Origin of the sequence: Clostridium sp. 001, from assembly GCF_019056555.1 — a bacterium.
Lineage (GTDB): Bacteria > Bacillota > Clostridia > Clostridiales > Clostridiaceae > Clostridium_B > Clostridium_B ragsdalei.
The window spans coordinates 1,084,708-1,099,561 of the sequence record NZ_CP020473.1; the positions used below are offsets into that span (position 1 = coordinate 1,084,708).

General features: G+C 32.6%; 12 protein-coding genes. 1 reads left to right on the forward strand and 11 read right to left on the reverse strand.

The features are described from left to right. Positions 1–340 precede the first annotated feature (340 nt). The 11 genes from ade to B5S50_RS04905 form a co-directional block, all read right to left on the reverse strand. A complete protein-coding gene (ade, locus tag B5S50_RS04855) occupies positions 341–2,113 on the reverse strand; it encodes an adenine deaminase (RefSeq protein WP_217303257.1) in 1,773 nt (590 codons plus the stop codon). Further along, positions 2,110–2,601, reverse strand: a complete 492-nt coding sequence (locus B5S50_RS04860) for a nucleoside deaminase (protein ID WP_065079642.1) — start codon at positions 2,599–2,601, stop codon at positions 2,110–2,112. The genes ade and B5S50_RS04860 overlap by 4 nt, the downstream gene beginning before the upstream one ends. Continuing rightward, entirely contained in the window at positions 2,594–3,427 is an 834-nt protein-coding gene (locus B5S50_RS04865; protein WP_065079643.1) for a xanthine dehydrogenase family protein subunit M, read from the reverse strand. Before B5S50_RS04865 ends, B5S50_RS04860 begins: the two co-directional genes overlap by 8 nt. After that, positions 3,406–3,891 (reverse strand): (2Fe-2S)-binding protein, encoded by a 486-nt coding sequence (locus B5S50_RS04870; protein WP_065079644.1) that lies wholly within the window; start codon positions 3,889–3,891, stop codon positions 3,406–3,408. Before B5S50_RS04870 ends, B5S50_RS04865 begins: the two co-directional genes overlap by 22 nt. After that, positions 3,875–5,977 (reverse strand): xanthine dehydrogenase family protein molybdopterin-binding subunit, encoded by a 2,103-nt coding sequence (locus tag B5S50_RS04875; RefSeq protein ID WP_217303258.1) that lies wholly within the window; start codon positions 5,975–5,977, stop codon positions 3,875–3,877. Before B5S50_RS04875 ends, B5S50_RS04870 begins: the two co-directional genes overlap by 17 nt. Before the next feature lie 75 nt (positions 5,978–6,052). Beyond that, positions 6,053–7,237 (reverse strand): YgeY family selenium metabolism-linked hydrolase, encoded by a 1,185-nt coding sequence (locus tag B5S50_RS04880; RefSeq protein WP_065079646.1) that lies wholly within the window; start codon positions 7,235–7,237, stop codon positions 6,053–6,055. Positions 7,238–7,255: 18 nt separating this feature from the next. After that, positions 7,256–8,845: an amidohydrolase family protein gene (locus B5S50_RS04885; protein ID WP_217303259.1), complete on the reverse strand. Its 1,590-nt coding sequence runs from the start codon at positions 8,843–8,845 to the stop codon at positions 7,256–7,258. A 42-nt stretch (positions 8,846–8,887) separates the two neighbouring features. After that, a complete protein-coding gene (locus B5S50_RS04890) occupies positions 8,888–9,817 on the reverse strand; it encodes an ABC transporter permease (RefSeq protein WP_065079661.1) in 930 nt (309 codons plus the stop codon). Between the two features lie 3 nt (positions 9,818–9,820). Continuing rightward, on the reverse strand, positions 9,821–10,915 hold the full coding sequence (locus tag B5S50_RS04895) for an ABC transporter permease (protein WP_065079647.1): 1,095 nt from the start codon (positions 10,913–10,915) through the stop codon (positions 9,821–9,823). Beyond that, positions 10,896–12,434, reverse strand: coding sequence for an ABC transporter ATP-binding protein (locus B5S50_RS04900; RefSeq protein ID WP_207644836.1), 1,539 nt, complete (start codon positions 12,432–12,434; stop codon positions 10,896–10,898). The genes B5S50_RS04895 and B5S50_RS04900 overlap by 20 nt, the downstream gene beginning before the upstream one ends. 17 nt (positions 12,435–12,451) lie before the next feature. After that, positions 12,452–13,579, reverse strand: a complete 1,128-nt coding sequence (locus tag B5S50_RS04905; protein ID WP_065079648.1) for a BMP family ABC transporter substrate-binding protein — start codon at positions 13,577–13,579, stop codon at positions 12,452–12,454. Positions 13,580–14,174: 595 nt separating this feature from the next. On the opposite strand from B5S50_RS04905, the gene B5S50_RS04910 reads away from it, so the two are divergent. Then, the gene (locus B5S50_RS04910) at positions 14,175–14,834 is read left to right on the forward strand and encodes a transcriptional regulator (RefSeq protein WP_242872108.1); all 660 of its coding nucleotides are present in this window, start codon (positions 14,175–14,177) and stop codon (positions 14,832–14,834) included. Positions 14,835–14,854 lie beyond the last annotated feature (20 nt).

Below are 14,854 nucleotides of genomic sequence, written 5' to 3' on the forward strand. Positions count from 1 at the left end.
ATACTTAATGATACCATCAAAATCCCTTTCACATTATATGACGTATAAAGTTCTAATTTGGCTCCATAAACAGAGTTCTTGGTTTCAGGTGGAGTTTTTTCTCCATCTGAAACTTAGAAATCGTTATCCAGGGGCGTAGCAGCCGTTATCCCCCACTTTATAAGAAGATGGGGGTATTACGGCTGGTAGCCATCGGATAAATTTGAAAATTAAAAAATGACCATATATCAGTAATATTCTACTGCATTAATGGTCATTTTTATTGTTTCAACCCTTATAATATGTTATTATATATTTTTTACCACAAGATGACAAATATCTAAATCTAAGAACCACTTGATTAATTGTCGTTGTTTTTACTTTCGGTAGAAATTATTTCATGCTTAAGTACGTCAATGAGTCCAATGTCCGTAAGCCCAAGTTCTGGCACAGTAGGCAGGGAAATAAATGACAATGTCATAAAAGGTGCAGCTAGAGTGCAGCCTATCTCATGTGTAACATTATTTAAACTAGTAATTTCCTCTATAACAGAATCTGCATCATGGTCACTCATAAGCCCACCAATAGGTAAAAGCATCTTTCCAATAACTTTGCCCTGCTTTACTAATACAAAGCCTCCCTGTATATCCTTGATTTCATTAACTGCTATAGACATATTATAATCATCAGTTCCAACACAAACTATATTGTGGTGATCATGGGATACAGAAGAAGCCAGTGCGCCATCTTTAATATTAAATCCCTTTACAAATCCAATTCCAACTCCGCCTGTTTTTCCGTATCTTTCAACTACTGCAAGTTTTAAAATGTCCTCTTCTACATCATTTTGAATTAGTCCTCCCTTTACCGGAAGTTTTACTTTTATCCACTTGTTTATTATCTGATCTTTAATAAGTTCTATGACATTTACAAAGGTTGTATCATTACATTTGGAGTTTATCTTAAAAGATTCTGGTGTTATTGGAGTTTTAAATTTTACAGTATTTTTTATCCAGCTGGGATATTCTGAACTTACTTTATTTGAAATTAAATTTTCCTGCTCAGCTACAAGCTTGCCTTCAAAAAACACCATAGATGGCTGTATATTTTCTAAACTTTTTACTATAAGAATGTCCGCTTTTCTTCCTGGAGTAATGCTTCCTATTTCATCTTCTACTCTAAAATGCTTTGCTGCATTTATAGTTGCCATCTGAATTGCATTTATAGGAGAAACCCCAAGAGAAATGGCCTTGTTCACATTATAATTTATGTGTCCTTCATTTTTTATATCACTGGCATGTTTATCATCTGTACAAAACATAAGATGTTCAAAAGAAAGTTTCTTATCTACAACTCCCTTTATGAGCTTTTCTACATTTCTCTCAGAACTTCCTTCTCTTATAAATACATCCATACCAAGTCTTATTCTCTCAAGAAGCTCTTCAAAAGATACACATTCATGATCATCACTCATACCAGAAGCAGCATAAACATTAAGATCTCTTCCTGTTATTCCAATAGCATGCCCATTAATTATTTTTCTTCTACCAAGTGAAGCCTCAATTTTCTTTAAATATTCTTCTTTTTTAAACAGTATTTTTGAAGGGTCAAGTTCCCCTAAGCTCAACGTCTCGTCCCAACTAAGTGCCTCTATGACTTCTTGTAATTCCACTACCCCTCCTGTAGTTTCAAGTCCGGGAGCCGTAGGTACTCTTGATGGAATTTCAATATAAGTTCTATAATGTAGTTTTTCTATGGAATTAAGCAGAGCTTTTATTCCATCTATTCCACATACATTTGCAATTTCCATAAGATCTGCACAGAGAGTTGTAGTGCCTTTAGGTACTATTACATCTGAAAGTGCTTCAGGAGAAAGCAATGTAGTTTCAATATGCAAATGGGAATCAATGAATCCTGGAACAGCATATTTTCCACCGCAATCTATAGATTTTTTAGTTTCCAGTTCAACATCAGGATCAATGCACACAACCCTGCCATCTTTTATATAGATGTTTGTACCATATATTTCTTCAGAATATACATTTACGAGATTAACATTTGAAAGCTTTAAATCACAGGATACTTCACCTAGTCCACATTCTATAAGCTTTTTTATTTCCAAATAGCTTTTCAATCACTTTTCCCCCAGTACCCCTCATGAGTTTTTAATATTTCATCCTTTAATTCATTAAAAGGCCCTATTACAGTAATATCTTTCTGTCCTTTCTTAAACACTTCCCTACAAGAGAGGTCAAAAGTTGGATTTTGCTTGTCATTTCCCGTTTGATTTAGAAGTTCTTTTTCAGTAAGTCCATATACAACTGTCCTTACATTACCCCAATACATAGCACCAGAACACATGACACATGGTTCAAAAGTAGTATATAGTGTACACTCTGCTAAAAATTCTTTAGAATATTTTTGAGATGCCCTTCTCATAAGGGAAGCCTCAGCATGTCCCGTACAGTCTCCTGTGCTTATCTCTATATTTTCCTGTTCTAAAAGTATATTACCATCTTTATCTACAAGCAGTGCTCCAAATGGAGTATTTCCATGTTCTCTTGAATTTTTAGCAATTTCATTTGCCCTTCTTAAATAATATAAGTGATCCTTTTTACTCATTACACTTTTCCTCTACTTTCTTCATAAAATCTTTAAGCAAATTTATTGAAACTTTTTTTCTATAAACAGCTGTGGACCTTTGATCATCTATTGGAGTTATTGAACTTCCATAAATTTCTAATGCCTTATCTAAATTCAATTTTTTAATTTCCTCTTCACCCTTTTTTACTCTAACAACTGTAGATCCTACAGATCCAAATGCAATGCACACATCATCAACTTTCCCCGCGGAGATGCTGACAAATGCAGCAAAGGAGAGCTTAGAAATAGCTGCTGCTTTACGTGTTCCTACCTTTTTATAGTAAAATAATTTATGATCATTTGCTGGGATTTTAATACAGGTAAGAATTTCATCCTTTTTTAAAGAAGTTTTCCCAGGTCCAACTATAAACTCATCTATAGGGACAGTTATCTTTTGAGTTTTACTTTCTATTATAAGTTGTGCCTCCATAGCATAAAGTAGTGGAAGCATATCCGCTGCAGGAGATGCATTACATATGTTTCCCCCAAGTGTTCCAACATTTCTGATAGCAGGTGTGGCTATGCCATCTATTACAGTTCTAAAGCTATCTGGTATCAGTTCACTTTCACAAACTTCACTATAGGTACATGCTGCTCCAATATATATGTAGTCCTCATCTCTTTCAATATTCTTCAGTTCTTTTACTTCATTTATAAAAACTACATTACTTTTAAAATCAGGCAGCAAGCCCGGTTCCATTCTCTTCTTTATCATAGCATCAGTACCACCAGCCACTACAATTGCATCTACTTTATTTAGTATATCTAACGTGTCCTTAATATTTACTGGCTTAAAGCTTTCCACAACTTCTCACCTCTTTCACTAGCTAATTTTATGGCATCAATTATCATATTATATCCTGTACATCTGCATATATTTCCTGAAATTCCACGTCTTATATCCTCTTCTTTTGGTTTTGGATTTTCAATAAGAAGAACATAAGATGCCATTATCATAGCAGGTATACAAAAACCACATTGAACTGCACCTGCTTCCTTAAAACACTGATCAAGTACTTCAAATTCTTTTGTATTTCTCAACCCTTCAATAGTTAAGACCTTGCTTCCCATTACATTTGCCAGTGGAAAGCAGCAGGAATTAACCAATTTTCCATCTATTATAACAGCACAGGCCCCACATTCTCCCTGTCCACAGCCTTCCTTTACTCCAGTTAATTTAAAGTCTTCTCTTAAAACATCTAAAAGTCTCTTAACACCTGAAGCTTCAATTTCTACATCTTTATTATTCAAGTTAAAGTTTACCTTCATTGTCCATTACCTCCATTATCGATTCCGGTGTTACAGGAATTTGATTTAGATGCCTTTTAAGTGCATTCTCTACTGCAATGGCATAAGCAGGAGCTGCTCCATCAATAGTCAGTTCTCCCACACTTTTTCCACCAAAAGGTCCGTTATAATAGGGGCTATTTACAAGTTCTCTATGTATCCTTGGGAAATCTACAGCTGTTGGTATAATATAATCTGTAAAAGTTGACTGTTCCAGTTTTCCCTGTTTAGGGTTTAAAACCTCCATGGAAGCATATCCCAAACCCTGAGTTACACCTCCATCTATTTGACCTTTAACAATATTATCATCAATGGCATTTCCTACATCATAAGCAGTCCATATACCTTTAACTGAAACTTCATAAGTTAGTGGATCTATTTCCACTTCTACTACATTTGCACCCCAAGCACTGGTATTGTATGCGTCTCCTTCAAATTTATTTTCATCCCACAAAATTTCTTCAGGATGTTTGTAATTAGCTTCAATTTCAAATTCATCCTTCTCATTCCATTTATCTTTAATTTTCTGACATGCTTCTTCAATGAGTCTTCCAACTATCAATATACTTCTTGAAGCTACAGTAGGCCCAGAATTAGGTACCCTATCCGTATCTGGTTTATTGTATATAATTCTATCTATGGGTATTCCTATTGTCTCTGCTGCTATTTTTCTTAAAGTAGTACCTAAGCCCTGTCCCATTTCTACATTAGATACTAATATTTCCACAGTGTCATTCTTGTTTTTTCTCACTTTCAGCTTTGTCTTTATAATGTCTCTTTCTCCTTTTCCAGTAAAGCCACCGCCGTGGAAAAATACAGACATACCGATTCCTTTCAATTTATTTTCTGATATGTATTCTTTATATTTTCTATTGTAATCAGACATTTCTTCTACTTTATCCGTAAGCTTATCAACTACTACATCTTCCCTATAAGTTCCTCCTGTAGAAGTCTTACTTCCCTTTTTTACGTAATTAATTTTTCTAAACTCAACTGGATTTATTTTAAGCTTATTTGCCATATACTCTATAAACATTTCCACTGCAAAAGTAGATTGAGGTGCTCCAAATCCTCTAAATGCTCCACTAACTAATTTATTTGTCTTAAGTACAGATCCCTTCGTTTTTACATTTGCCACATCATATACTCCACATATTCCAAAAATTGCCCTTTGAAGCACTACATTTGAGAGTCCAAAGTAGGCACCACCGTCTAATCTAACATCTGCATCCATTCCTATTATTCTATAATTTTTATCTATATAACTTTTTAGCTTAATTTTTGATGGGTGTCTTTTAGTACTTGATTTTATATCTTCACTCCTCTCAAAGACAAGCTTCACTGTTTTTTTAGTTTTATAGGCTGCAACTGCAACTTGACATCCTAAAAGAGATGGAAACTCTTCTTTTCCTCCAAATCCTCCCCCTGTAGTTGCCTGTTTTACCTGAACCCTGTCGTAGTCAAAATCAAGTGCCTGTACAATTGCATCTTTTATATAATAAGGACACTGCATAGAACCCTCTACTGTAATCTTTCCATCATGATAAGTTCCTACAATTCCCTGTGGCTCCATATATGCATGTTCCTGGTATCCCGTACTATATTCATTTTCAAAAACATATTTAGCATCTCTAACTGCAGTTTCTATGTCTCCCTTTGAATACTTGTACTCTACAAATGTATCATTTTTTTCTTCAGCATCATCCATAGTTAAAGTTGAAGGTAAATCCTCATACTCTACTTCTATTCTTAAAATAATATCTACTACTTTTTTCTTTTCAGGCCCTACAACAAGGAGTATTCCCTCTCCAATATATTTTACCTCGTCTTCAACAAAAATTGGCCAATCTCCAATTTTACCTGGTACATCATTTTTGTCCACAATAAAATATCCTTCAGGAATCTCTGGGAACTTTATAGATAATATTTTAGCTCTTGCTCTAGTAGATCGAAGCGTTTTTGCATATAAAACGTCTTTATATACTATATCAGAGATATATTTAGCTTTCCCCAATATCTTTTCTTCTGCATCAAATCTAATTATAGAATCACTTATATTGTTTTCCATAATAAATATCCCCTTTCTAGAAATCTGCCCTAATTTACACTTTGTAGCACAAAGACCATATCCAAAATCTACAACTTAGGAAAGCACTGCTTTAAGAATTGAATAATACCCTTCTACGGCTTTTTCAAATTGTGATATTTCAATATATTCATTTACTGTATGAGCTAAATTTTCCTTTGAAGGTCCAAAACCTATAGCCTTTATCCCTGCTTCCCCTGCATAATGGCTTCCATTTGTACAAAAAGAATAGTGAGTTATTTCAGGATTAATTCCAGCTTTTACTAGACCATCATAAGACTTTTTAACAAATTCATCTTTTCTATCATAAAGCCATGCAGGAAAAAATCTTTCCCCTTCTATTTCCACCCCTGTATAACACATCTCTTTACCCCTTGAAAAACTTACTTTAGCTTTAAAATTTTCATCTTGTTTTTCAAGTTCTGTAATAATATCCTGTATAGGCTTAAGTACACTTTTCCTAGTTTCTCCTACAAGAAGCCTTCTATCAAATGTTGCTCTGCAGTAATCAGGAACTACAGATGCTCCTGGATATGGTGAAGATTTTATATCTGTAAGTTCAAGTATTCCATCGCCGAGAAAATCATGGCTGCTGAGTTTTAACTTTCTTATAGCCTCTATAAGCTTGTTCATCTTATATACTGCATTTATTCCCTTTTCAGGATTAGCTGAGTGGGCAGACTTTCCAAAGGTTTCAACTAAAATTTCAGCTCTTCCCCTCTGTCCTATCTTTAAATTGCAGTTTGATGCTTCTCCAATTACCACATAATCAGGATTTACTTTAGCGCTTATTTTTCTAGAGGCAACTCCTTCAAAACACTCTTCATGTACAACTCCTGCTACATATATGTCACCTTTAAACTTCTTCTTAACATCCTTAGCAAAATAAGAAACTCCACATATCATGGCACACAGGGCGCCTTTCATATCTGATGTTCCCCTCCCGTACATTTTGCCATCATGAATTTGGGCAGCAAAAGGGGGGTATGTCCACTCACTCTCATCCACTACAGGTACAGTATCCATATGTCCATCAAACAATATGGACTTTCCCTTTTCTTTACCTTTTATATTGCCTATTATATTGCCGTAATCATCTATAAAAAAGTCGTCAAAACCCATATTATTAAATGCAACTTTTATAACATTTGCCACATTTTCTTCTTCTCCAGAATAACTTCTAGTTCTTATAAGCTTTTTACACAATTCAATTACTTCACTTTTTCTTTCCTCAGATAACATCTTTATGCCCCCTAAATATTAAATTCTTATTACTCTTCCAGTTAAATTCTTGCTTCTATTTCCACCTTTAAGCACAACACTTCCATTTATAATTACTGCATCTATTCCATCAGGATACTGCTCCGGTTCTATAAATGTACTTTTATCAATTATTTTATCTTGTGAAAATATGACAGCATCTGCCTTCTTACCTACCTGTAATACTCCTCTATCCTTTATATTAAAGGCTTTTGCAGCTTTATAGGTCATCTTATATACAGCATCCTCCAGTGTAAGAACTTTTTGTTCCCTCACATATCTCCCAAGTATTCTTGGAAATGTACCATACACTCTAGGATGTGGCTTTCCTGCTAAAAGTCCATCTGTACACACATTTTGCTCTCTTCTCTTTAAAAATTTTATTACTTGTTCTTCTTTTCCATAATAATCGTACATACCTACTGAATTTTCTTCTTCATATAAAAGATCAAAAGCTGCATTATATGGATCTTTATGTCTCATGTCTGCAATCTCCATAAGATTTTTTCCTATACAATCTTTGTTTTTGTCAGTATTTACACTGGTAACATATATATTTTCAAATCCAGCAAAATCTATAAAATTATCCCATCCCGGAATTCCATTTTCTATATCTTCAATCATCTTTTTTCTAAGTTCATTATTCTCCAGTCGTTTAAGCAATTTGTCAGTTCCACCATCATGAGCCCAGGGAGGAAGTATAACTCCAAGCATTGTACTTCCTGCAGAATAGGGATACTGATCATAGGATATCTCTAATCCTTCTTTTTCAGCTTCGTCTAAAAGCTCTCCCATTTTATCAATTTTATTCCAGTCTTTCCTGCCGCATACTTTAAAATGAGAAAAATGTATCTTAACTCCACTTTCTCTTCCAATCTTTATTATTTCTTTCATTGAATTTACTATATCCCCAGCCTCACTTCTTTGGTGAACTACAAATATCTTGTCATTTTTTGCCACTACTTTGCAGAGTTCTATTAACTCATTTGCATCGCTATAGGCACAAGGCATATATATAAGCCCTGACGAAAGTCCTAAAGCTCCTGCATTTAATTCCCTCTCTGTTATCTCTTTCATCTTTTCTATGTCTCTCTTATCCAAAACTTTATTTTCAAGTCCTACAGCTTCCATTCTTATATTTCCGTGAGGTACAAGATAGGATACATTAGTAGCTGTTTTATTCTTTTCAAGAAGTCCTAAATACCCTTTTGTATTTTTCCAATCCCATTTAAGCCTCTTACTGTCACCGTCAAGTCCAGCTATATTTTTTCTCCAGGAACTTATATAATTTTTAGGTACTGGAGCAGTAGACACCCCATCCTGCCCTAAAACCTCAGTAGTTATTCCCTGTCTAACTTTTGGCTCCACATATGGATCTAGAAGTATTTCTACATCTGAATGGCTGTGGGTATCTATAAAACCAGGGCATACAACCTTGCCTTCTGCATTTATGACAGTATCAAATTTACTTTCTTTTAAACTAGTTCCTATGCAGCTTATACTATCATTTTCAATTGCCATATCTGCATTGTAAGGTGTAGAACCTGTTCCATCTACGATGGTTCCATTTTTTATAAGTATATTATTCATAGCTTGGACATCTCCCATCCTAAATTGTCTTCTTATGTTTTTCTAACGTTCCTCTCTAAAATAAGCATTGCCTAATGCTTTAGGCGGAGCATTTTTATTTGATTTTCTCATATATACAAGTACCAGTATTATAATAGTTACTAAATATGGGAGCATATCAATAAAATATTGAGAAATAAACATATTTTTCATTCTAAAACTAATGATATCAAGTCCACCAAAAAGATAAGATGCAAAAATAGCTTTGTAAGGATTCCATGATGCAAATACAACCAGTGCTACTGCAATCCAACCTCTACCGGCTGTAACATTATCCTGCCAACTGGGAACATATGCTAGTGATAAATAAGCACCACCAAGTCCACAAAGTGCACCACCAATAAGTATATGAATATATTTATAGAGATTTACATTTATACTAGCGGCATCTGCTGCTGCCGGATTTTCTCCTACTGCTTTAAGATTTAATCCCTTATAAGTCCTGTAAAAATAAATTCCCATAATAATTGCAGCTGCATATCCAAGATAAACTAAAATATCCTGATGGAAAAAAATTGGTCCAACAAAAGGTATGTGGGAAAGTATTGGTATACTTATAGGTTCAAAAAAGCTTTTAACACCTCCTGGTATATTCTTTCCAACTATACTTTTACCTACAAAATTAGAAAATCCAGTTCCAAATATAGATATAGCTAGTCCTGAAACTGTTTGATTAGCTTTTAAATTAACCGTTAAAATTGTATATATGAGAACACCAAAGGCTCCTGCTGCCATAGCTGCCAAAATAGCCATAATTGGATTTCCAGTATTATATCCTATACTAAATCCCATAACCGCACCCATAAGCATTAATCCTTCAACGCCAAGATTTAAATTTCCAGCTTTTTCAGTTAAAATTTCTCCTAGTGTTGCAAAAAGAAGGGGAGTTCCTGCAACTACTGCTGCTGCTAAAAAGCTAATTACTCCATTCATCATTTACACCTCATTTACAACTTTTTTATTTTCGTCATTATTTTCATTTACATCGCCCTTTGACAGTCTAAACCTAATAAAAAATTCGCTTCCAAGTACAAAAAATAAAATTACTGACTGAAGTATTGATGCTACTGAATTTGGTATACCAAATGCTGTCTGGATAAATGATCCTCCTTGCAAAAGGCCTGCAAATAAAATTGATACCAAAATACTTACAACAGGGTTTAAATTTGATATCCAAGCTATTATTATTCCAGTATATCCAACTCCACCTGTTATTTCAGTAGAAAGTGTTTGTTCTATGGCAGAAGACTGTATTACTCCTGTTATTCCACAAAATACAGCACTTAGTACTATAGCAATTAAAGTAGTTTTCTTTATACCTATTCCTGCATATTTAGCGGTATTTTCGCTTTCACCAATTACAGAAATTTCATAACCAGTTTTAGTGTGATTTAAGAATATATATACAAAAATAGCAAGTAATATAGCTATTATCCATCCAATATGAACTCCAAAGACACTTGGAAGTATTGCGTTAGAAGAGAAATTGGGCATTTTAGGGAATCCCAAAGAACTAGGATCTTTCCATGGACCATATTGAAGATAAGTTACAAATTTTAATGCAATATAATTCATCATAAGGGTAGTTATAGTTTCATTGGCCCTCCATTTCACTTTAAAAAAACCAGGTATAAATCCCCATATTCCACTAAATAGTACCCCACTTGCAAACATTAAAATGATGAGGATAGTAGCTGGCATATTAGGAAAATGAAATGCAACAAGTGCAGCTCCAAAAGCTCCCATTATTATCTGACCTTCACCGCCTATGTTATAATATTTTAATTTAAGACCTATTGCAATTCCAAGGGCAGTGATTGCAAGTGGTATAGCTGAATTTATAGTCTGTTTAATTGGATTGGAACCTCCAAAGGCACCTTTAAACATTGAAATATAAACTGATATAGGATTGCACTTAAGTGCTGCAAAAAGAATTCCCATTACAACAAAAGCTAATAATATGGCAATTATTCTAATAGACACTTCTTTATTTTTACTTATATTCTCTCTTTTAACAAACTTCATTTTCATAAATCTCATCACCCTTACGCTTATTGCCAAGCATTTTATATCCTATTGTTTCCTTTGTAACATTTTTGCTTTCAAAGTTTCCCGTTATCTCCCCTGAATACATAACTATAATTCTGTCACAAATGCTTAAGAGTATATCCAGATCTTCTCCAACAAATAATATACCCGTACCTTTTTTCTTTTCTTCATTTACTAAATTATAAATGGTATAACAAGTATTTATATCAAGTCCCCTTACTGGATAACCCATTAAAATCAACTTAGGATTTAATCCTAATTCTCTTCCCAAAAGTATTTTTTGTATATTTCCCCCAGAAAGATTTTTGATTGGATAATGTATACTTGGGGTCTTTACTTCTAAATCCTCTTTAATTTTTTCAGCTTTCTTTTCAACATCATCTTTTTTGAGTAACAATCCTTTTTGTTTTTTATAATATTTTAAAAACACATTATCGACCATATCCATAGATCCTACAAGTCCCATACCAAGCCTGTCCTCTGGTATAAAACTTATTCCTAAATTTTCTTTTGAAAGTTTTGAAGCATCTTTATCAGTTATATCTTTTCCCTGAAATTCTATTTTTCCACTAGATATTTTAGTAATTCCAGATATGGCTTCACAAAGTTCCTTCTGACCACATCCTGAAATTCCTGCGACTCCAACTACTTCTCCTTCATGTATCTCAAAATTTATATTTTTAAGTATAGGAATGTTCAAATCATTTATTAAGTTTAAATCTGAAACTTTTAATATGGATTTGCCAATAGTCGTATTTGATCTTTCTATAGCTAAATCTACATGATAACCTATCATCTTATCTACTAATTCCTTAGGTGTAGTACTATCTTTTGTAACAGTTTCTACAGATTCACCTTTTCTAAGTATAGTAATTGTGTCTGCTACTTCCATAACCTCATCTAATTTATGAGTTATAAATATAATAGAACATCCTTCTTTTTTCATCCTTTTCATTAAGTTAAATAATTTCTTGGTTTCTTGAGGGGTAAATACTGCTGTGGGTTCATCTAAAATAAGAATATCAGCTCCTCTATACAGTACTTTCAATATTTCAAGATTTTCTCTTTCTCCTACAGACATATCATAAACGTATTTGTTTAAATCTACATCAAAGCCATATTTGTCTTTTATTTGTTGAACTTTTTTTACCTCTTTATCATAATTTAGAAATAACTTTTTTTTCTTTCCCAAAATAATATTTTGTATTGCAGTCATGGATTCTATAAGTTTGAAATGTTGATATATCATACCTATACCAGATTTTATAGCATCCGTAGGTGATTTAAATCTAATTTCCTTACCATGTATAAAAATTGAACCGCCATCAGGAATATATATTCCTGACAGCATGTTCATAAGTGTACTTTTGCCTGCACCATTTTCACCTAACAGTGCATGAATTTCTCCGCCTTTAACATTAAAATTAACATTGTTATTAGCAACTACGTCACCAAATTTTTTAGTTATATTTTTCATAGTTAAATAATATTCTTCATTCAAAAGGATACACTTCCTTCCTATTTTTCATTTGCACCATTTATACCTTGTACAAACCAATCTATTTTTTCAAGATAATTGTCATCTAAAACCTGACCTTCTTTAACTTTTAATTCACCTTTTTGATCTTTAATTGGTCCAGCAAATATCTTCAATTTACCTGAAATTATATCAGCTTTAGCCTTTGCTACAGCTTCTTTTCCACCTGCTGGTGCACTTTCTTCTCTAATTGGTGCAAGATCATTAACTCCTGACTCAAGACCTTTTAACCATTTCTCAGATTTCCACTTTCCAGCTATTAAATCATTAATTTGCTGTTTATAATATACATCCCAATGATAAACAGGTGCTGTCATGTACATTTTAGGATCTTCATTCTTCTTGTCTCTATCAAATCCTATACCTGCAAGTCCCTTTTCTTCAGCAGGATCTAACGCAGATGTAGTATTTTGTTCTTCACTTATAACATCATTTCCCTGATCAACAAGTGCCTTACCTGCTTCTTTTTCTTTTGCAGGATCATACCAAGTATGAGTCCACTTTACATTTACTACAGCATTTTTGTTAACAGACTGTACTCCTAATGCAAAAGCATCAATTTGCCTATATAATTCTGGTATTGGCATAGATGCTACTACACCTATTTTGTTTGTCTTAGTTTTCATACCAGCCAATATACCAGTTAAATATGTTGATTGATAGTATTTAGCAAAATATGCACCCATATTGTCTGCTGTTTTATATCCTGCATTATGTAGGAATATAACATCTTTATGTTTTTGTGCTTCCTTATAAACATAATCCATGTATCCGAAGCTAGCTGCTACAATTACATTACATCCCTGGCTAATCATATCTTCTATAACAGGTTCAACTTTCTGAGATTCTGGAACATTTTCTTTATATATAGTCTTAATTCCCATCTTATTAAGTGCTAATCTTCCATCGTTGTGGGCATCAACCCAACCACCATCACCTAAACTGCCATCATAAATAAAACCAACTTTTATCTTGTCTTTATCTATTTTCTTTCCTTCAGAAGTAGTACTTACTCCAGTAGAGCTTGTGTCAGATGATGAACATCCTGCAAATAATCCTGTAATAACAACAAGTGCAAGTAAAAAGATAAGTATTTTTTTCTTCTTCATTATTAGTTCCCCCTTATTATTTAGAATAATATTGTTAAAAGATAAGTGAATAATTTTATAATTTATCATTCATTTACTTTTTAAACATATCTAGAAATAAAATGTAGCAGTTAGTAGTCAAGAAAGTATTTTTATAATTTTGTTATTTTATACAAAGTGTTTTTGCTTATTTATCATTTTTATCGTGATAATATTTTATAATAGTAATAATATATTATTATATTAAGTATTATAGTTGCATATTTTAAATAATACAATAGTAAAATTATAAATTTATTAATATTTTTTCGTTTTTGTACTAAAAGTAATGCTATATCATATATATATTTATTATTTTGGTAATTTTCTTACGGTTTTTGTATCATCCTAATTAAATATAATTCATTGTTTTCTGAAAAAAGCATTTATATATGCTTATATATTTCATTATGGGCACTATATTTATAAAAAATTTTATAAATATGTATTTCAACACGTGAATTTAATGTTATAATCTAAATAAGTATTTTTATTTATTTTAATAATTTTATCATTAAGTGGTATATTGTTATTTTTATTTATTATCTTTATTGTTATAAGTTAAATAATAATTGGGGTGAGAAATTTGAATAACAGACAATTATTAAAAGAATACATACCTGTAGCTAAATTTATTTCTGAAATTCTAGGAGATAACTGCGAGGTAGTAATCCAAGATATAACTACTCCTAACAATTCTATAATTTTTATAAAAAATGGTCATTTGACAGGAAGAAATATAGGTAGTCCCCTTACTAACTTAGTTCTCAATATACTTCAGAATAAAACTTATACAAATAAAAATTACGTAGCTAACTACAAGGCAGCTGGTAATTTTAAAACTTTCAAATCTTCAAGTTATTTTATTAAAAATGATGATAACAAGATAATAGGATTACTTTGTGTAAATATAGATATTGAACCTTATAATAAAGTTAAGGATTTAATGGACAAATTAAGTTTTGTATCAAATGCAGACGTGAGTGAAAGTAAAAACATAAAAACACAAGAACAATTTTATGATAATGTGGATGATCTCTTATGTACCATGATTAATGAAGCTATATCTGAAATAAATATTCTTCCAGAACGCATGTCTGCTAATGAAAAAATTTGTGTAGTAAAACATTTATACGATAAAGGAGCTTTCAATTTGAAAGGTGCTGTAGTTAAAGTAGCCAAGGCTCTCCTTGTTTCCGAGCCTACTATATACAGGTATTTAAACAAATACATGTAATAAAGTGCACTCCAAATGTT

Bases quoted from the DNA above. Each gene is read 5' to 3' on its own strand.
- B5S50_RS04860 (WP_065079642.1), bottom strand. From the start codon at position 2,601: ATGAGTAAAAAGGATCACTTATATTATTTAAGAAGGGCAAATGAAATT.
- B5S50_RS04870 (WP_065079644.1), bottom strand. From the start codon at position 3,891: ATGAAGGTAAACTTTAACTTGAATAATAAAGATGTAGAAATTGAAGCT.
- B5S50_RS04875 (WP_217303258.1), bottom strand. From the start codon at position 5,977: ATGGAAAACAATATAAGTGATTCTATAATTAGATTTGATGCAGAAGAA.
- B5S50_RS04880 (WP_065079646.1), bottom strand. From the start codon at position 7,237: ATGTTATCTGAGGAAAGAAAAAGTGAAGTAATTGAATTGTGTAAAAAG.
- B5S50_RS04885 (WP_217303259.1), bottom strand. From the start codon at position 8,845: ATGAATAATATACTTATAAAAAATGGAACCATCGTAGATGGAACAGGT.
- B5S50_RS04890 (WP_065079661.1), bottom strand. From the start codon at position 9,817: ATGAATGGAGTAATTAGCTTTTTAGCAGCAGCAGTAGTTGCAGGAACT.
- B5S50_RS04895 (WP_065079647.1), bottom strand. From the start codon at position 10,915: ATGAAAATGAAGTTTGTTAAAAGAGAGAATATAAGTAAAAATAAAGAA.
- B5S50_RS04905 (WP_065079648.1), bottom strand. From the start codon at position 13,579: ATGAAGAAGAAAAAAATACTTATCTTTTTACTTGCACTTGTTGTTATT.